This window comes from Xanthomonas sp. AC360 (assembly GCF_979258225.1).
The window spans coordinates 3,672,935-3,690,985 of record NZ_OZ409846.1; the positions used below are offsets into that span (position 1 = coordinate 3,672,935).

16 protein-coding genes are annotated in these 18,051 nt (G+C 64.7%); 5 read left to right on the plus strand and 11 right to left on the minus strand.

Annotation, left to right across the window (positions count from 1 at the left end; translation table 11 throughout):
* The first annotated feature begins 263 nt into the window (after positions 1-263).
* Positions 264-1,850, plus strand: a complete 1,587-nt coding sequence (locus tag ACZZ0O_RS15785; RefSeq protein WP_463591223.1) for a calcineurin-like phosphoesterase C-terminal domain-containing protein — start codon at positions 264-266, stop codon at positions 1,848-1,850.
* A gap of 265 nt (positions 1,851-2,115) precedes the next feature.
* Here the strand turns inward: ACZZ0O_RS15785 and ACZZ0O_RS15790 are convergent, their stop codons facing one another.
* The 6 genes from ACZZ0O_RS15790 to ACZZ0O_RS15815 all read right to left on the minus strand — a co-directional run bounded on the left by ACZZ0O_RS15790 (position 2,116) and on the right by ACZZ0O_RS15815 (position 8,785).
* Positions 2,116-3,141, minus strand: coding sequence for a C13 family peptidase (locus ACZZ0O_RS15790; protein ID WP_463591224.1), 1,026 nt, complete (start codon positions 3,139-3,141; stop codon positions 2,116-2,118).
* Between the two features lie 515 nt (positions 3,142-3,656).
* Positions 3,657-4,355: an acireductone synthase gene (gene mtnC, locus ACZZ0O_RS15795; RefSeq protein WP_055846422.1), complete on the minus strand. Its 699-nt coding sequence runs from the start codon at positions 4,353-4,355 to the stop codon at positions 3,657-3,659.
* 2 nt (positions 4,356-4,357) lie between these two features.
* Positions 4,358-4,924: a 1,2-dihydroxy-3-keto-5-methylthiopentene dioxygenase gene (locus tag ACZZ0O_RS15800; RefSeq protein WP_463591225.1), complete on the minus strand. Its 567-nt coding sequence runs from the start codon at positions 4,922-4,924 to the stop codon at positions 4,358-4,360.
* A gap of 35 nt (positions 4,925-4,959) precedes the next feature.
* Positions 4,960-5,613 (minus strand): methylthioribulose 1-phosphate dehydratase, encoded by a 654-nt coding sequence (locus ACZZ0O_RS15805; RefSeq protein ID WP_055846428.1) that lies wholly within the window; start codon positions 5,611-5,613, stop codon positions 4,960-4,962.
* 91 nt (positions 5,614-5,704) lie between these two features.
* On the minus strand, positions 5,705-7,135 hold the full coding sequence (locus ACZZ0O_RS15810; RefSeq protein ID WP_055846430.1) for an amino acid permease: 1,431 nt from the start codon (positions 7,133-7,135) through the stop codon (positions 5,705-5,707).
* Between the two features lie 177 nt (positions 7,136-7,312).
* Positions 7,313-8,785, minus strand: coding sequence for an amino acid permease (locus ACZZ0O_RS15815; RefSeq protein ID WP_463591226.1), 1,473 nt, complete (start codon positions 8,783-8,785; stop codon positions 7,313-7,315).
* A 176-nt stretch (positions 8,786-8,961) separates the two neighbouring features.
* Between ACZZ0O_RS15815 and ACZZ0O_RS15820 the strand changes: the two genes are divergently transcribed.
* Complete coding sequence (locus ACZZ0O_RS15820) at positions 8,962-9,510, plus strand: NUDIX hydrolase (protein WP_463591227.1); 549 nt, start codon at positions 8,962-8,964, stop codon at positions 9,508-9,510.
* Between the two features lie 302 nt (positions 9,511-9,812).
* On the opposite strand, the gene serA is transcribed toward ACZZ0O_RS15820, so the two are convergent.
* The gene (gene serA, locus ACZZ0O_RS15825; RefSeq protein WP_463591228.1) at positions 9,813-11,054 is read right to left on the minus strand and encodes a phosphoglycerate dehydrogenase; all 1,242 of its coding nucleotides are present in this window, start codon (positions 11,052-11,054) and stop codon (positions 9,813-9,815) included.
* A 208-nt stretch (positions 11,055-11,262) separates the two neighbouring features.
* Here serA and ACZZ0O_RS15830 point away from each other — a divergent pair, with 208 nt between their 5' ends.
* From ACZZ0O_RS15830 to ACZZ0O_RS15840, 3 genes are read left to right on the plus strand one after another with little or no spacing between them, the layout of a single operon-like run.
* On the plus strand, positions 11,263-12,681 hold the full coding sequence (locus ACZZ0O_RS15830) for an FAD-binding oxidoreductase (protein WP_463591229.1): 1,419 nt from the start codon (positions 11,263-11,265) through the stop codon (positions 12,679-12,681).
* A gap of 34 nt (positions 12,682-12,715) precedes the next feature.
* Positions 12,716-13,009 carry a DUF2388 domain-containing protein gene (locus ACZZ0O_RS15835; protein ID WP_228877040.1) on the plus strand — a complete coding sequence of 98 codons (294 nt, stop codon included), beginning with the start codon at positions 12,716-12,718 and terminating at the stop codon, positions 13,007-13,009.
* On the plus strand, positions 13,006-14,907 hold the full coding sequence (locus ACZZ0O_RS15840; RefSeq protein WP_463591230.1) for a DUF7844 domain-containing protein: 1,902 nt from the start codon (positions 13,006-13,008) through the stop codon (positions 14,905-14,907). The genes ACZZ0O_RS15835 and ACZZ0O_RS15840 overlap by 4 nt, the downstream gene beginning before the upstream one ends.
* Positions 14,908-15,176: 269 nt before the next feature.
* Here ACZZ0O_RS15840 and ACZZ0O_RS15845 read toward each other — a convergent pair whose 3' ends face one another.
* The 4 genes from ACZZ0O_RS15845 to ACZZ0O_RS15860 form a co-directional block, all read right to left on the minus strand.
* Entirely contained in the window at positions 15,177-15,557 is a 381-nt protein-coding gene (locus ACZZ0O_RS15845; protein ID WP_323526035.1) for a hypothetical protein, read from the minus strand.
* Positions 15,557-16,123 (minus strand): elongation factor P-like protein YeiP, encoded by a 567-nt coding sequence (gene yeiP / locus ACZZ0O_RS15850; protein ID WP_104615458.1) that lies wholly within the window; start codon positions 16,121-16,123, stop codon positions 15,557-15,559. Before yeiP ends, ACZZ0O_RS15845 begins: the two co-directional genes overlap by 1 nt.
* Positions 16,124-16,224: 101 nt before the next feature.
* Positions 16,225-16,995 (minus strand): SDR family oxidoreductase, encoded by a 771-nt coding sequence (locus ACZZ0O_RS15855; protein ID WP_463591231.1) that lies wholly within the window; start codon positions 16,993-16,995, stop codon positions 16,225-16,227.
* Positions 16,996-17,134: 139 nt separating this feature from the next.
* A complete protein-coding gene (locus ACZZ0O_RS15860; protein WP_463591232.1) occupies positions 17,135-18,031 on the minus strand; it encodes a hydroxymethylglutaryl-CoA lyase in 897 nt (298 codons plus the stop codon).
* Between the last annotated feature and the right edge of the window lie 20 nt (positions 18,032-18,051).

Below are 18,051 nucleotides of genomic sequence, written 5' to 3' on the forward strand. Positions count from 1 at the left end.
TTACCGACACGGCCCGCGTCGCGCCCGGGTGCGCTCCTACGACGTGGTGTGCCCGTCTCATTCACCTGGCCGCAGAGCAGGTACACGTCCCGCCGGTCTTTGCGTAGGAGCGCACCTGGGCGCGAAGGGGTGTTACCGGTAAAGCCCCGTCGCGCCCTGGTGCGCTCCTACGATGCGGTGCGGTGCGATGTGGTTTGCACGCCCGCGCCGTCCACGTTGGCTCGGCGGGTACAATTTCCGTTGGTCTTATCGCGGGAACACGCATGCAGCTTCGCTTCGCTCTTCTAGCCCTGGGTGTGCTCGCCGGCAGCGCGTATGCACGCGATGCGGTGGTCGATGGCATCGTGTACGAAGAGCGCGACGGGCGTGCCGGTCGCGGTGCCGATGAGTCCGGTGTTGCCGATGTGGCGGTGTCCAACGGCACGCAGATCGTGCGTACCGATGCACAAGGTCGCTATCGTTTGCCGGTGCGCGAGGGGCAGACGGTGTTCGTGATCAAACCGGGCGATCGCAGTTTTGTGCCCGCCGCCGATGGCTTGCCCGGGTTCTGGCGGCACTACGCGCCGCGCGGTTCGATCAATCGCAAATATCGCGGCATCGCCGCTACCGGTCGCAAGACGCATGACTGGAATTTCGCGCTGACGCCGCGCACGCAGGCGGCAGGCAGCGGGTTCGACATGCTGGTGTTTGCCGACACCCAGACCGCCAGCCTCACCGATGTGGGCTACTACCAGCGCGATATCGTGGCGCCGCTGGTCGGCAAGACCGCCGCCCGGCTCGGCACCACATTGGGCGACATCGTCAGCGACGATCTGAGCCTGTATCCGGCTTTGAACAAGGTCACCACGCAGCTCGGCGTGCCGTGGTTCCATGTGCCCGGCAATCACGATCTGAATTTCGATGCCGGCGATGATCTGCAGTCGCTCGACAGCTGGCGTGCAGTGTACGGGCCAGACACCTACGCGGTGGAAGAAGCCAACGCCAGCTTCGTGTTTCTGGATGATGTGATCTATACGCCCGGCGGCAAGCCGGCGTATGTGGGTGGTCTGCGCGAAGATCAGTTCGTGTTTCTGCAGAACTATCTGGCGCAGCTGCCACGCGAGCGCCTGCTGGTGCTGGGCATGCATATCCCGTTGTTCGATGCAGCCCCGGGGCAGGAGACCTTCCGGCATGCCGACCGTAGCCGCCTGTTCGCGCTGCTGAAAGATTTCCCGCATGTGCTGGTGCTCAGCGGGCATAGCCACACGCAGCGGCAGGTGGAGCATGGCGCGGACGAAGGCTGGCAGGGCGCGCGCCCGTTGCACGAATACAACGTCGGCGCGGCCTGCGGTGCGTTCTGGTCCGGCGTCAAGGATGCCGACGGCATTCCTGCTGCGACGATGAGCGACGGCACGCCCAACGGTTATGCGGTGCTGAAGGTCGCTCCCAGCGGCGACTACACCCTGGCCTATCACGCCGCGCGCGCGGCCGACGATGCACAGCTGTCGCTGTCTGCGCCCAAGGTGCTGCGGCAGGGTGCGTATGCGGCCTGGGGCGTGTACGCCAATGTGTTCATGGGGCAGGACAGCACCGTGGTGGAGTCGCGTATCGACGGTGGGCCGTGGCAGGCGATGAAGCGCGTCGAGCGTGCGGACCCAGTGCTGCTTGCGGAGAATGCGCGCGACGATGCAGCGCCGGAACTGCGTGGTTACGACCGCTCGCCCGAAGCCACGCCATCGACGCATCTGTGGCGCAGCGCGTTGCCGACCACGCTCGGCGTTGGCGAACATGTTGTCGAGGTGCGCGCTACTTTGCCGACCGGGCAATACAGCGCACGCACGGTGTATCGCTTGCAGCGCGCCGATCCTTGAGCAGATGCGCGCGTGCAAGGTGGCAAGAGGCGGAGCGGTAACGCCCGCCGCGCCCAAGTCCGCTCCTGCGGCATCGCTGGTGACTCGGTATCGAGCCCCACAAACGCAAGCGCCTCCACAAAGGAGGCGTCTTGAGATCCGGGCTGGCAGGCGAAGGCGCGCTGGCGAAGATCGGTGCTGGCTGGCGGAGTGCTGGCTGGCTGCGCGAGTGTAGCGATGCGCAGATATTGCTGGCGAAATGAGAATTAGTCTCAGCGCGTCGCCTTTATCGCGATGATGCGGGCGTAGGGCGAGTCGGCGCTTTGCGTCGCGACACAGTCGATGCCGCTCCCGCGGTATCGGCTGCTGGTTCGGCGTCAGCCTCGCTCTGTGCTTCGGCGTCCATATCGGCGTTGTGGTCGACCTCCAGCGGCGGATACGGATAGGCAATTGCTGGGCCGAGGTGCAGCCCGGCGCGCCAGCGCGCCACTACCGGCGCAATGCGCCGGCCCAACGATTGTTGCGGCAATGACGGCAACTCGCCGTCCTGTTTCTCGCGCGCGGTGATCGCGGTCTTGGCGATGTCGAAGGCGGCCAGCGGATCGTCGCTGCGGTTCATCGCATCGATCAGCCAGGCTTGGCCGAAGTAAGTGGCATTGGACGTGTTGCCACAGCCGAACGATGGCCGATCGGCACGTGCCGCGGTCAGGATTAGCGTGTCCGGCGAGCGCAGCGCCGGAATGAAGCCGCCCGAATAGCAGGCCGACAGCACGATGATGCGATTGTCGATACCGGAATCGTCCAGTGCCTTGCGCAGATCCTGCGGGCTGATGAAGTCTTCTTCGTTCTGATCCACCTGCACATACAGCGTGTGGTCTTCGGTACCGTGGGTGGTGACGAACAGCAGCAGCGCATCTTCCTTGCGATCCATGCGCTTGCCGATCGCAGCGAGCGTGTCGTAGAGATTGTCGTAGGTCGCTAGCGGTGCGTACGGCTGCTCGCCCAGATTGTCAGGATTGTTGACCAGCGTGACCACGCGGCCGCGCGCGTCGAAGCGTTGTTCGAACAATTGCTTGAGGTACAGCGTTTCGTTACGAAACACGTCGTCGCTGGCATCGCCGGCAAAGCCGACGACATACAGGTCGGTGACGCCGGGGCGTTGCGGCTGCACGGCGGCCAGCGCTTTTTTCAGCGCGGCCTGGTCGACCGGGTCCACCTGCGCCGCATCGTCTGCGGTCTGTGCGGGCAACGCCGCGCCCGCATCGGGATGACAGCCGGCAACCAGCAAGACCACGGCGAGTAGCACCAGCATCCGGCGCATCAACGCGTGCGACACCAAGCGTGATTGGAGCGATGGGGACAACGCCGATGCCTCGATGATGCGTGGAATGGGAATGTGTGGAGCGGTCGATCGAACGTTGCATCTGGCGACTGCGACTGCCCTCAGACAGATGCGGCGACTGCTCAAGCCAGAAGGGGCGGGGCGCAGATCAGAACGCATCGTCCAGCTTGCAAGCCGCTGCGCATCGTCTTCCAACCCGTGGTTGGCGCATGCATCAGCTGGCGAACCAGTTAATCCACTGACGCATGCACGAGCTGGCATGCGGTTGCGCCAAGCCAGCCTGCTTCGGTCGCTGCAACACGGCTGTGCTGCTTACAAGATGCCCTCATGCGACCGCAATCAGTCGTCGTACAAGGGCCAATCCGTCACATGACGCTTCGGTCCAGGTGCCTGGAGGTCCTACGTGCAACGCACCACACAGGGCGTTCTTGTAACCTCACCGGCCGCCGCACCGCGACAGCCGATGTCTCAGCGAACTTGCCAGCTCAAAACACCAGCTGCGAGAAACTTTCCACGCGCAGGTGGCTGCCCACGTCCTCGGCCGAGCGTGGCGTTGGGTAGTCTTCGCGGCGGTCCAGCAGCGCGGTGCGCATGCCGGTGCGCTTGGCGGCGTCGAGTTCTTCGATCACGTCCGACAAGAACAGGATCTCCGTTGCAGGCTTGCCGATGCGCTCGATAATGCGGCGATAGCTGGCGCTCTCGCGCTTGGGGCCAAGCTCGGTATCGAACCAGTCGGTGATCAAACCACTCAGGTCGCCGGCATCGCTATGCGCGAAGAACAGCTTCTGTGCCGGTACCGAGCCGGACGAATACACGTACAGCGGAATGCCCTGCGCGTGCCAGGCCTGCAGCTGGATCGCCGCATCGGCATAGATGTGCGCGGTGAAGTCAGCGGTCTTGTAGCCGTCGCCCCAGATCAGGCCTTGCAAGGCCTTGAGCGCGGTGTGCTTGCGGTCCTCGTCGATCCAGGTCTGCAGCGTGGTGATCAACACCTCGTCCGGCACGTCTTCTCCGATCTCGTCGGCCACCTGGTTGAGCCAGTGACGCACCTGCGGGTGATTGCCGTGCTCGCGCACGTAGGCGGGCATGGCACGGCGTGCATACGGAAACAGTACGTCCTTGACGAACGAAATGCTGCTGGTCGTACCTTCGATATCGGTGAGGATCGCTTGCGGTCGTGTCATCGTCAGCTGGCCTTGTGAGGTGTCTCGGGGGCGTAGCGGGGGAATTGTTTGGCGATTTCGGTGCCGGTGAAATGTCCGACCCAGCCGTCCGGCTCGGTGAAGAAGCGGATCGCCACAAAACGCGGCTCCGGCCCCATGTCGAACCAGTGCAAGGTGCCATCGGGCACCGCGATCAGGTCATCCTTGACGCACTCGATCTCGTAGACCTTGGCATCCACGTGCAGCGTGAACAAGCCCGAGCCGGCGACGAAGAAACGCACCTCGTCTTCCTTGTGAAAGTGTTCGTCCAGGAACTTGGCGCGCATTTCTTCGCGCTTGGGGTTATCCGGCGCGATGCTCACCACGTCCACGGTCTTGAAGCCGCGCTCGCTGCTGATACGGTCGATATCGGCGCGATAGGCGGCCATCACTTGTTCGGGCGTGGCGCCGGGTTCGACCGGCTGGCTGGCAGCCCAGCGCTCGAAGGTGACGCCGATCTTGACCAGCTCGGCGGCGATCGCATCGCCATCGCGGCTGTCGAATTCCGGTGTGGTCGGGTTGGTGTCGGCAAAGATACGCAGTCGGCTCATGGCGGTCTGGCTCACGAATGGGGGACGGACAACACTCAGCGCGGGCCGCGCAGTTTCAGCAGTTCGAGTTCGCAATGCAGCAGGAATTCGAACGCTTCCAGATGGCGGCGTGCCTCGGCCATGTTGCGGCCCCAGGCATACAGGCCGTGTCCTTCGATGAGATACCCCCACATGCTCTGTTTGTCCAGCAAGGCCTCGACCTGTGCGGCCAGCACCTGCATGTCCTGGGTGTTGGCAAACACCGGCACGTCCATCGCGGTGTCGTGAGTGGTATTGCCTTCGAACGCCTTGAGCAATTCGTAGCCTTCCAGACGGATCGCGCCGCTGCCTGCATAAAGGCGGGACGCAATCGTCTGCACTGGCGAATGCGTATGCAGCACGCAGCCGATCTCCGGGAAGCGGCGATACAGCTGGGTGTGCAGCAGCGTCTCGGCGGATGGACGCAGCGGGCGGCCAACGGCCTGGCCATCGAAGTCCACCACCATGATGTCTTCTTCGACCAGGCGACCCTTGTCGCGGCCGGAGACGGTAATCGCGGCGTGCTGTTCGTCCAGGCGATGAGAAAAATTGCTGCTGGTGGCGGGCGTCCAGCCGGCCTGGGCCAGCTCGCGGATGTTGCCGATAAGCAACTGCGCCAGCTCGTGCAAACGGGCGGCGCTATAGGGCAGGGGGGCAGTGGTCGCATTCATACGGCTATTCTACTGCCCCACCAGATTACGGTCAGGTGCAGCGCAGCAGGGTGTTCGACCTGCCACGCCCGGACTCCGCACATGCGCAGGGTCAGCGGCTGTCGCGCAGACGGCTGTGGCGATAGCCGTAGCCGAAATAGACCACCAGCCCGACCAAGGTCCATAGACCCATCAGCATCCAGTTGTGCAAGGTCATTGCCGACAGCAAGGCCAGGCAGCTCAGCACACCGGCGCTGCAGATCAGCCACGCGGCCGGCATGCGGAACGGACGCGGCAGTTCCGGATGCGTACGGCGCAGGATCAAGACACCGGCGCAGACGGCAGCGAAGGCGATCAGCGTGCCCATCGAGGTCAGCTCGCCCAGCACATCCAGCGGGAAGATGGCAGCCAGTAGTGCGATGCCTACACCGGTGATGACGGTATTGATGTGCGGCGTGCGGTACTTGGGATGGATGCGGGTGAAGATCGCCGGCAGCAGGCCATCGCGCGCGATGATCATGAAGATGCGCGGCTGCCCGATGATCATCACCAGCACCACCGACGACAACCCGATCAGCGCGCCCACTTCCACCACCACCCGCAACCAGGCCAGCTGCGGATGCGCAGCCACAGCCGTCACCACAGGCTCGTCGGTGCCCAGCTGGGTGAACGGCACCAGGCCAGTCATCACTGCGGCCATGGCGATGTAGAGCACGGTGCAGATCACCAGCGACAGCATCATGCCGATCGGCAGGTCGCGCTGCGGCCGGTGCGACTCCTGCGCCGCCACCGACACCGCCTCGAAGCCGATATAGGCGAAGAACACCATCGCGGCGCCGCGCAGCACGCCCTCCATGCCGTACTTGCCCGGTGCTTCGTTGGCAGGAATGAAGGGATGCCAGTTGGCCGGGTCCACGTATTTCCAGCCCGCCGCGATGACCAGGATGATCAGCCCGGTCTTGAGGATCACCATCGCCATGTTCATCGCCGACGACTTGCGGATGCCGACATAGCACAGCCAGGTCAGCAACAAGACGATGCCGGCAGCCGGCAGATTGGCGATTGCGCCGGTGCGTTGCAGCTTGCCGTCCAGCGGTGCGCTGACCAGGGAGGCCGGTAAATGGATGCCGAAGTGTTCCAGCAGGCTGAGGAAGTAGCCGGTCCAGCTGACTGCCACCGCCGAAGCAGAGACGCCGTATTCCAGCACCAGCATCCAGCCGATGAACCAGGCCGCCAGCTCGCCGAAGGTGGCGTAGGTATAGGTGTAGGCGCTGCCGGACACCGGCACCATGGCCGCAAATTCGGCGTAGGCCATGGCGCAGAACGCGCAGCAGATCGCCGCGAGCACGAACGACAGCACGATCGCCGGGCCCGCATGGTCGGCCGCGGCCTGACCGGTGATCACGAAGATGCCGCCGCCGATCACCGCGCCGATGCCCAGGGCGGTCAGCCCCCAGGGACCGAGCGCGCGTTGAAGGCCCAGCCCGTCGGCCGCCTCATGGCTGGCGTGCGGGTGTTTGGTAGCCCAAAGTTGTTTGAACATGGAGCGGTTCCTGTTGAATCCCTGCGCGTGACGGTGCGTGCTTGTGCGGGATGTGCGGGCTGTTGCGAGGGACTCGCGTTGTCAAATCCCCGCACACGGATGTGCGGGCTGTTGCGAGGGACTCGCATTGTCAAATCCCCGCACACGGATGTGCGGGCTGTTGCGAGGGACTCGCAATCAAGCCTTGCGGGCCAGACGGCTATGGTGGATGCCATAGCCGAAATAGATGAACAGGCCGATCACGGTCCAGCCCACGAACACCTTCCAGTGCTCCTGGAAGGCCTGGAAGAACAGGAACAGGCAGGCCAATGCGCCCAGCGGGCAGATCACCATCGCCAGCGGCACCCGGAACGGGCGCTCCAGCTCGGGCTTGGTGAAGCGCAGCACCATCACGCCGGCGCACACGGTGGCGAAGGCGAGCAGGGTGCCCATCGACACCAGTTCACCCAGCACATTCAAGGGGATTACCCCGGCCAGCAGCGCCGCGACCACGCCGACGAAGATGGTGCCGACGTAGGGCGTATGGAATTTCGGGTGCACCTTGCCGAACAGCTTGGGCATCAATCCATCTTTGGCCATGGTGTAGAAGATGCGCGGCTGCGCCATCAGCATCACCAGCACTACCGAGGACAGGCCGGCGATCGCGCCGATCTCCACCGCGGTCTTGAGCCAGCTCAATTGCGGGTGCGCTTCCAGCGCAGTGGCCACCGGCTTGGCGGTGCCGAGCTGGGTATAGGGCAGCAATCCGGTCAATACCGCACAGACGATGATGTAAATAACCGTGCAGACCGCCAGCGACACCAGGATGCCGATCGGCATGTTTTTCTGCGGGTCCTTGGTCTCGCCAGCGGAGGTGGAGACCGCGTCGAAACCGATGTAGGAGAAGAACACGATGGACGCCGCGCGGAACACCCCATCCCAGCCGAACTGGCCCGGACCGGTGTTTTCCGGGATGAAGGGGTGCCAGTTCGCCGGGTCGATGTAGGCGATGCCGAAGCCGACGAACAGGCAGATCACCACGACCTTGATCGCCACCACGATCGCGTTGGCGAACGCCGATTGGGTGACGCCCACGTAGCACAGCATGCTCACCGCGGCGACGATCAGCACCGCCGGCAGGTTGACGATGTTGCCGGAGCTGACAAAGCCATGACCGTCCCAGGCCAATGGCGCACCCGCAAGTTCCGCCGGGAACGGCAATCCGAGCGTGCCGGTCAGGAAGCTGATGAGGTAGGCGGACCAACCGACCGCGACGCTGGAACCGGCAAACAGGTATTCCAGCACCAGGCACCAGCCGATGAACCAGGCGATACCTTCGCCGAGGGTGGCATACGAGTACGAATACGCGCTGCCGGAGACCGGCATCATCGCCGCGAACTCGGCGTAGCACAGGCCGGCGAAGGCGCAGGCGATACCGGCGAAGACGAACGACAACATCACTGCGGGGCCGGCGTGATTGGCCGCGGCCTGGCCGGTCAACACGAAGATACCGGCGCCGATCACTGCGCCGATGCCGAGCATGATCAGGTGCTTGGCGGTGAGGGTCCGTTGTAGCGTCGCTTCGCCCTGCAGGCTGCCGTCGACCGGTTCGCCCGCATCCACATGTCCAGCGGGCTCGATCGGTTTGACCCTCAACAGAGACTTCAGCATTCGGTACATCCCTAAGTGGCAGAACAAAGGCGCGCGCGCCTGGGCGAAGGTGTGCGCCGCATCCCAGTGGGACAGGCAAGCGGCCTACCTTGCCAAAGCTACACGCTCACGACAAGCGCGTACGCAGCATGAATGGCGATAATGGTCGCTGATCCATGCGCAGCCGAGAACGACAGATGGTGGATGCAACCCTGCGGCAGCAACTGGCTGCCTACCGCGCACGTTGGCCGGACGAGGCCGAGGTGGCCGACCAGTTCGTGCAGCTGCTGGACGATGCCACCGATCCGTTCGTGCGCGAGCGTGTCGAAGGTCATTTCACCGGCTCGGCCTGGGTGGTCAGCGCCGACGGCAGCCGCACGCTGCTGACCCACCACCGCAAGTTGCAGCGCTGGTTGCAGCTGGGCGGCCACGCCGACGGCGACCGCGATCTGGCGCAGGTAGCGTTGCGCGAAGCCGAAGAAGAATCCGGTCTGACCGGTTTGCGGCTGGCAGATGCCGAGCTGTTCGACCTGGACCGCCACTGGATCCCCGCGCGCGGCGAGGTGGCGGGGCACTGGCATTTCGACGCGCGTTACGTGGTGGTCGCAGGCGCGGACGAAGCGTTCGAAGTCAGCGAAGAGTCGCTGGCCCTGGCGTGGCGCCCGATTACCGAGCTGCTGGCCGAGCCGGAGCTAGATCCGTCGATGCGGCGCATGGCCGAAAAGTGGATGGCCCGAGGCGTGTGATGGGTGCTCAAGGAGTGCGCCCTCATCCGCCCTGCGGGCACCTTCTCCCGCAGGCGGGAGAAGGGATCAAGCGCGCGATAAGCGATGAAGCGCGCGATAAGCGATGAAGCGCGCGAGAAGGGATCAGGTGGGAGAAGGGAGCCTGCGGCAGAAGGGATCAAGCGGGAGAAGGCAGCAAGCGGGAGAAGGTAGCAAGCGGGAGAAGGCAGCACGCGGGAGAAGGATGACCTGCACTCCCTTCTCCCGCTTGCGGGAGAAGGTGGCGCAAAGCGCCGGATGAGGGCCGCTCCTCCACCAACACCTCAATACAAAATCCGCGTCCGCAGTGTCCCTTCGATCAAGGCCAGGCCTTCCTTCAGCGCGGTGGCCTGCGCTTCGCTGGCGCTGACGTCGATCACCACGTAGCCGACCTTGGCATCGGTACGCAGGAACTGGCCGTCGATGTTGACGTTGTGGCGCGAGAACAACTCGTTGATCTTGGACAGCACGCCCGGCACGTTGCGGTGGATATGCAGCAATCGCAGGCTGTCGGGGTGCTCGGGCAGCGTCACTTCCGGGAAATTCACCGCCGACAAGGTGCTGCCGTTATCGCTGTAGCGCACCAGCTTGGCGGCCACTTCGATGCCGATATTGTCCTGCGCTTCCAGCGTGCTGCCGCCTACATGCGGGGTCAGGATCACGTTGTCGTGCGCAATCAACGGCGATTCGAATGCATCGCCATTGCCCTTGGGCTCGATCGGGAACACGTCCACCGCCGCGCCGCCGATCTGGCCGGAGGTGAGTGCTGCATCCAGCGCGTCGATGTCGATCACGGTGCCGCGCGAGGCGTTGATCAGATGCGCGCCAGGCTTCATGCGGGCGATTTCTGCTGCGCCGATCATGTCCTTGGTGGATGGCGTCTCCGGCACGTGCAGCGTCACCACGTCCGAGCGCGCCAGCAGGTCGTCCAGATCGATCGCCGCACGGGCGTTACCCAGCGACAGCTTGGTTTCGATGTCGTGGAAGATCACCTGCATCCCCAAGGATTCGGCCAGCACGCCAACCTGGGTGCCGATGTGCCCATAGCCGACGATGCCCAGCACCTTGCCGCGCGTTTCGTGGCTGCCAGCAGCCGATTTGGACCAGCCGCCGCGATGGCATTCGGCATTTTTCTGCGGGATGCCGCGCAACAGCAGGATCGCCTCGGCGATCACCAGCTCGGCCACGCTGCGGGTGTTGGAGTAGGGCGCGTTGAACACCGGAATGCCGGCCAGCTCGGCCGCGTCCAGGTCGATCTGATTGGTGCCGATACAGAAGCAGCCCACCGCCATCAGCCGCTTGGCATGCGCCAGCACCTCGGCGCTCAACTGCGTACGCGAGCGGATGCCAACGATATGCGCGTCGGCGATGCGCGCGATGAGCTCGTCTTCGGGCAACGACTTGGCGTGCAATTCGATCTGCGAATAACCGGCGGCGCGGAATACATCCACGGCGGTGGGGCTGATGCCTTCCAGCAACAGGACGCGGATGTCCTGCTTGGGAAACGAGGTTCTCTTCGGCGACATGGGGGAGCGCATTGCAGCAATCGGGTCGGCAACTATGCCAGATGAGGTGCCGGATTGGGCGCTCGCCATGCATGGGTTGCACGCGGCAATCCCTTGCGCTGCAACGGTTTCAGCTGAATCCAACGCAGCGCAAGCGCACCACAGCGCAACTGGACGAGGCCGGCGCGCACTGGCACGCTGTGCGGTTCCTACTGCCGCGCCGTGCCCCATGACCGATCCCCGCATTCTTTCGTTGCAACAGGCCGTGCCGGCATTGCGTTTGAAGACCGAGCCGGCCGACCTGGAGCATTACGGCCGCGACTGGACCCGTCGCTGGACGCCCAATCCGCTGGCCATTGCACTGCCAGGCTCGGTCGAAGAAGTGCAGGCCGTGGTGCAATGGGCGAATGCGCAAGGCGTGGCGGTGGTGCCATCGGGCGGCCGTACCGGGTTGTCCGGTGGCGCGGTGGCCGCCAACGGCGAGCTGGTGCTCAGCCTGGAACGCTTGAATAAGCCGCTGAACTTCAACGCGGTGGATCGCACGCTCACCGTGGAGGCCGGCATGCCGCTGGAAGCGGTGCACAACGCCGCGCGCGACCACGGGCTGGTGTATCCGGTGGATTTCGCCGCACGCGGGTCCTGCTCGATCGGCGGCAACATCGCCACCAATGCCGGTGGCATTCGCGTGATCCGCTACGGCAACACGCGCGAATGGGTGGCCGGTCTGAAAGTGGTCACCGGCGGCGGCGAGTTACTCGAGCTCAACAATGCGTTGGTGAAAAATTCCAGCGGCTACGATTTCCGTCATTTGATGATCGGTTCCGAAGGCACGCTCGGCATCGTGGTCGAAGCGACGCTGCGGCTGACCGACCCGCCGCCGCCGAGCAATGTGATGCTGCTGGCACTGCCCTCGTTCGAGGTGTTGATGCAGGTGTTTGCCGCGTTCCGCGCGCAGCTGCGTCTGGAAGCGTTCGAGTTCTTCACCGACCGCGCGCTGGAGCACGTGCTCGCGCACGGCGCGCAGGCACCGTTTGCCGAGGTCCACCCGTATTACGTGGTCACCGAGTTCGCGGCCGGCGATGCAGCGCAGGAAGCTGCCGCGATGGCTGCGTTTGAAACCTGCATGGAGCAGGGCTGGGTCAGCGACGGGGTGATCAGCCAGAGCGATGCACAGGCCGCGCAACTGTGGCGGCTGCGCGAGGGCATCACCGAAGCGGTGGCGCGCTATACGCCGTACAAGAACGACGTGTCGGTGCGCATCTCGGCAATGCCGGCGTTTCTGGCCGAAACCCAGGCGTTGCTCGGCGAGGCGTATCCGCACTTCGATGTGGTGTGGTTCGGTCATATCGGCGACGGCAACCTGCATATCAATGTGCTCAAGCCCGACGACACCAGTCAGGCTGATTTTGTGACGGCCTGCGATCAGGTCACCAAGGTGCTGGCGCACGCGTTGCAGCGCTTTGGCGGCAGCATTTCCGCCGAACACGGCATTGGCCTGGTCAAGAAGCCGTACCTGTGGAGCACGCGCTCTGCTGCAGAAATCGCGCTGATGCGTGGCGTCAAACATGTGCTGGATCCTCAGCTTTTGCTGAATCCCGGCAAGCTGTTCGACATGGACAACGTGCCCGGCGCGACGCCTGCCGGGTAGTCTCTTCATCACCTCACATGGAATCGACACGCCGATGATGCGCTCTCTGGTGTTTTGTGCTTTGACCCTGCTGCCGCTGGCAGCCGCCGCATCCAGTCTTGCGGGTACTTCGGCCGGTGCATCGTCCGCCGGTTCGTCCAACAGCAGTAGTTCCGGCGACGACAAGGTGGTTGTCGACGCACGCGAAGATGCGGCCGGCTTTGTCGCCAGCGATGGCGCCATTCGCGGCGCGCGTCTGGAAGCGGCGTTGCTGCAATTGCGCAGTCGCAGCGATGCGGCGCGTGTGTCCAGCGATCTGGAACTGGCTCAGTCCATCCTGGCGCAGTGAATCGTCGTCGCCGGTGCGCATGGCTGTGGCTGGCCGCAGCGATCGCACCGGCGGCGCAAGCCCAATCGCAGCTTTCGCCTAAGCTGCAGGTGACGGTTGTCGCATCGGAGTTGACTGCGTCAGAGCGCGCTGCCAGCCAGGCGCTGGTGCAGCAAGTCTTACAGCGGTTGCCGCCGGACTGGGTAGGGCGCGACGCGGAACCCGTTCAATTGCAGTGGCGCCGCGATCTGCCAGCGCAGGTGCACGGCCGCGCGATCGGCAATCGCATCCTGCTCGATCATGCGTTGTTGCAAGCCTGGAGCGTGCAGTCCGCCAGTGCACGCTCCGACATCGGCGCGCCAGCCACGCGGGCGGCGATGGCAGCGGTGGTGCACGAATTGGCGCATGTGCGCGACCGTGGCACCGGCAGCAGCTTGTCGCGCGACCCACGCCTGCGCGATCTTGCCGGCTGGCAGGTGCGTCCCTGGCGGGTCGGACGCGGCGTAAACCGTTTCAGCGACCGTAGTCCCGATGCGTACGAGCGACATAGCCCGACCGAATTCGTTGCGGTCAATCTTGAGCATTACGTGCTGGATGCGGACTATGCCTGCCGCCGTCCCGCGCTGGCGGCGTGGTTTTCCGAGCGGCTAGGGCCGCCGCAGGAGGCGGCAGCATGCGCGCCGACCTTGCCGTATCTGCAGGCCGACAACGATGCCGGTGCGATGTCGTTGCTGACGCTGGATCCATCGCGGGTCTATGCGGTGGACTATCTGCTTGCCGAAGGCAACGAGCAGCCGATGAGTCGCTGGGGCCACAGCATGTTGCGGCTGGTGATCTGCGCGCCAGGTCGCGTGCCCGGGCCGGCATGCCGGCTGGATCTGCAGTATCACCGCGTGCTGTCGTTTCGGGCCTTCGTCGGTGATGTGCAGATCTCAAGCTGGCGCGGGCTGACCGGCTCGTATCCGTCGCGGCTGTTCGTGCTGCCGTTGAACCAGGTCATCGACGAATACACCAAGGTGGAACTGCGTGCCCTGTCGTCGGTGCCGCTGGCGCTGAGCCCGTATGAGATCGCCGCTTTGCTGACGCGCGCCGCGCAGGTGCACTGGAGCTACGACGGGCGCTATTACTTCATCAGCAACAACTGCGCGGTGGAAACCTACAAGTTGTTGCACGATGGCGTGCCGCGTCTGGCCGCAGCCGGCCTGTCATCGATCACTCCGCGCGGCGTGCGCCAGCGCCTGCAGCGTGCCGGCCTTGCCGATCTGCGCGTGCTGGACGACCGCGCGCAGGCCACGCGTCAGGGCTATTACTTCGAATCGGCGGCCGCGCATTATCAGGCCATGTTCGATGTGCTTCGACGCGGTATCCCGGTGCCGCAGACGAGTGTCGCGCAATGGCTGGATGCCGCGCCTGATGCACGCGCGCAGTGGTTCGAGCGCGGTGGCCTGCGCGAAACCGCAGCCGCATTGCTGCTGGAACAAGCCGCGTTACGGCGGCAGGAACTGGTGGCGCGCGATGCGCTCAAGCGCCTGTTGCGGCCCGGCATTGCCGAGCGTGCAGCAGTGCAGGAGCAGCTGCAGAGTCTGTTCGCCCGGCAGGCGCAGCTCAGTCACCCGGCGGCGCTTCTCGATGACTCCGATCTCGATGGCTCCAGTTTCGATGGCCCCGGCTACGGACTGCCGCAGGCCGACGAGCAGCAACGTGTGAGCGCGCAGGTCGCCCAGGCGAGCAGCGGCCTGGCCGATGGGTGGAGGCAATTGCAGGCCTTGGGCCGACAACAGTTGCCAGCCGAGTTGCGTACCGGTCTGGAGCAGGGTGAGGCGAACGTGGAAAGACTGCGTGCACGACTGCGGGTGCTTGCACAGCCGGTGCAGGCAGCTGCGGCGGTGCCGGTGCAGCAGGCGCTTGGCGAGCAATAACATGGGCGTCTGCGTGGGTTGGTGATTGCGCTGCAGACATTGCGCAAGTGCAGCCGAGAACCGGACAGGCGTGCGACTAGGTGGCTCTTCTAGACAAAGCGAGCAATTCGTTGCCGACGACCGCGCGCGTAGCGTTACCGCGCAAAAAATGCGAAAAATACGCGCTATCCAGCATGTTTCGGCGTGTAAGAGCGGCTTGTTTCAGCATGGAAGAACGGCGTGCTGCCATCGAGTGCGCAGCAAACCGGTACATCTCTCGCACGCACTGCTCAGCTCGCCGGCTGCAACTCCGCCTGGGTGGCGTATTGCCGCAACCACTGGCTCACCTGTGCATCGTTGCGGTACCGCTGCATCAGCTTGGCAAGGCGGGCCGGTGCCGGTGTGCAGAACTGCGCAATCGCCACTTCGATTTCGTGGCGACGGTCGGCGTCGTAGGGCTCTTCACCGGCGAAGTGTTCGCAGGTGTCGTAGTCCTCCACCAGCTTGCGCACATCCTCCGGCATGCCGCACAGGCCTGCCGGATGTTGCAGCCATTCTTCTTCCACCTTGGGATCGGTGCAGGCGACCGCAGCGGAGGCCGGCGCAGGGGCCGGTTCCGTGGTGCAGGCAGCCAGCAGCCCCAACGTCAGGGCAACGGCCAAGCGACGCATCAGTCGGCGCGGCCGGCAAATTCGCCGGTGGTGGTGTTGACCAGCACGCGCTCACCGTTGGTGATGTACTCGGGCACCATGATTTCCATGCCGGTGTTGAGCTTGGCCGGTTTGGGACGCTTGGTGGCTGTGCCGCCCTTGAGCTCCGGCGGCGTCTCGATCACTTCCAGCGTCACCGTCTGCGGCAGCTGCACCGCCACCGGCTGGTCGTCGATCACCTGCACATAGATGCCAGTCAAACCATCGGTGATGTAGCCGGCGTCGGTGCCGATCACATCGGCGTCCAGCGTGTATGGCGTGAAGTCTTCGTCGTCCATGAACACGAACGCTTCGCCATCCTTGTACGAAAACGTGGACAGGCGACGCAGCAGTTCCACTTCGGGCAGATTGTCGTCGGCATCGAAACTGGCATCGGTTTTTACGCCGCCCGGCACGCTGTACATGATGAAGCGGAAGCGCACGTTGCCGCCGCGCCCCTGCGGCGAGCTGCGCTCGATGTCGCGAATCTGGTAAATGCCGCCGTTGTATTCGACGACGTTGCCTTTCTTGATGTCGTTAGCTTTCATGGGAATCGTGAGTAGGGAATGGGGAATTGGAAAAGCCGGTAGCGGGGTGCTGAGAGTGGGGCGCCGTTGCGATTCCCCATTCTCGATTCCCCATTCCCGGCCTACTTGGGCGCCAACCGCACGCCGCCGTCCAGGCGAATCGTTTCGCCGTTGAGGTAGCGGTTGCGCAGGATGAAGGCGACGGTGTCGGCGTATTCGTCGGGTTGACCCAGGCGCGAGGGGAACGGGATGGAGGCGGACAGCGATTGCTGCACGGCCTCGGGCATGCCGTCGACCATCGGAGTCCAGAACACGCCCGGTGCAATCGTCATCACGCGGATGCCGAAGCGCGCCAATTCGCGCGCCATCGGCAGGGTCATGCTGACCACGCCGCCCTTGCTGGCGGCATAGGCCGCCTGGCCGATCTGACCTTCATAAGCGGCCACCGAGGCGGTGTTGATGATCACCCCGCGCTCGCCATCCTCGCCGGCGGCGTTGTGCTGCATCACATCGGCCGCGGCCTTGGCGACATTGAAGCTGCCGACCAGGTTGACCAGCACGGTGGTGCGGAAGGTCGCCAGCGGCATCGGCGCCTCCTTGCCCAGCACACGGCCGGCGCCGAGGATGCCGGCGCAATTCACCGCAAGATTCAGCCCGCCCAGCGCTTGCGCGGCCTGCGCGATATTGGCGGCAACCTGCGCCTCATCCGTGACATCGGTGGCGAAGTAATGCGCGTTGCCGGCACCCAGCAAGGCCAGCGCCGCATCGGCCTTGTCGGCATTGACGTCGAACAACGCGACCTTGCCGCCGTCGGCCACGATGCGTTGCGCCACTGCCAGGCCCAGGCCCGACACGCCACCGGTGATGACGGCAAGAACAGAAGATGGCTGCATGCGGTGGTTCCCTGGTAAAGACAAGCATGGCGGCGGATGCCGGCATGCGAACGGTGGACGAGGCGGCCGGCAATTCTAGCCGAAGCTTTTGCGTGATCGCGCCGGTGGACGCTGCCACTGCAACGGCAGCGGCGCGGTGTCAGCCGGCGGCCGCCAGCGCCTTGCCGACCTTGCTGCCGGTGTCGCGGCCCAGTAGCTGCGCCAGCCAGCGGCCAGTGTGGGCGAGGGCAGGCAGGTCGATCCCGGTCGAGATGCCCAAGCCGTGCAACAGATACACCACGTCTTCGCTGGCGACATTGCCGCTGGCGCCCTTGGCGTACGGGCAACCGCCGGCGCCGGACACTGCGGCATCGACCACGCGCACGCCTTGCTCCAGGCAGGCCGCGATATTGGCCAGCGCCTGCCCATAGGTGTCGTGGAAATGCACCGCTAGCGCGTGCATCGGCACCACCTCTGCCACCGCGGCCAGCATCTGGCGCGCCTTGCGCGGGGTGCCGACGCCAATGGTGTCGCCCAGCGAAATTTCGTAGCAGCCCAGCGCGTACAGCCGCTGCGCGACATCCACCACGTCCGCCACTGGCACCTCGCCTTGATAGGGGCAACCCAGCACGGTGGAGACGTAGCCGCGCACTCGCACGCCGTCGCTGGCAGCCTGTGCAAGGATCGGCCGGAACCGCTCGATCGATTCGTCGATACCGGCATTGGTATTGGTGCGGTTGAAGGCCTCCGACGCTGCGGTGAAGACCGCCACTTCCTGTGCGCCGGCTGCCTGCGCACGGGTGTAACCCTGCAGGTTCGGCACCAGCACCGGATAGGCGATGCCTGGCGCCTGGGTGATGCCAGCGAATACTTCGGCTGCGTCGGCCAGCTGCGGCACCCAGCGCGGGCTCACGAAGCTGGTCGCCTCGATGGTGCGCAGGCCGGTGGCCGACAACCGATCGATCAACGCGATCTTGTCGGCAGTGGCGATCGGCTGCGCCTCGTTCTGCAGCCCATCGCGCGGGCCGACTTCGACAATGCGGACGAAGTCGCTCATGCGCGAGCCCCGCTGCCTGC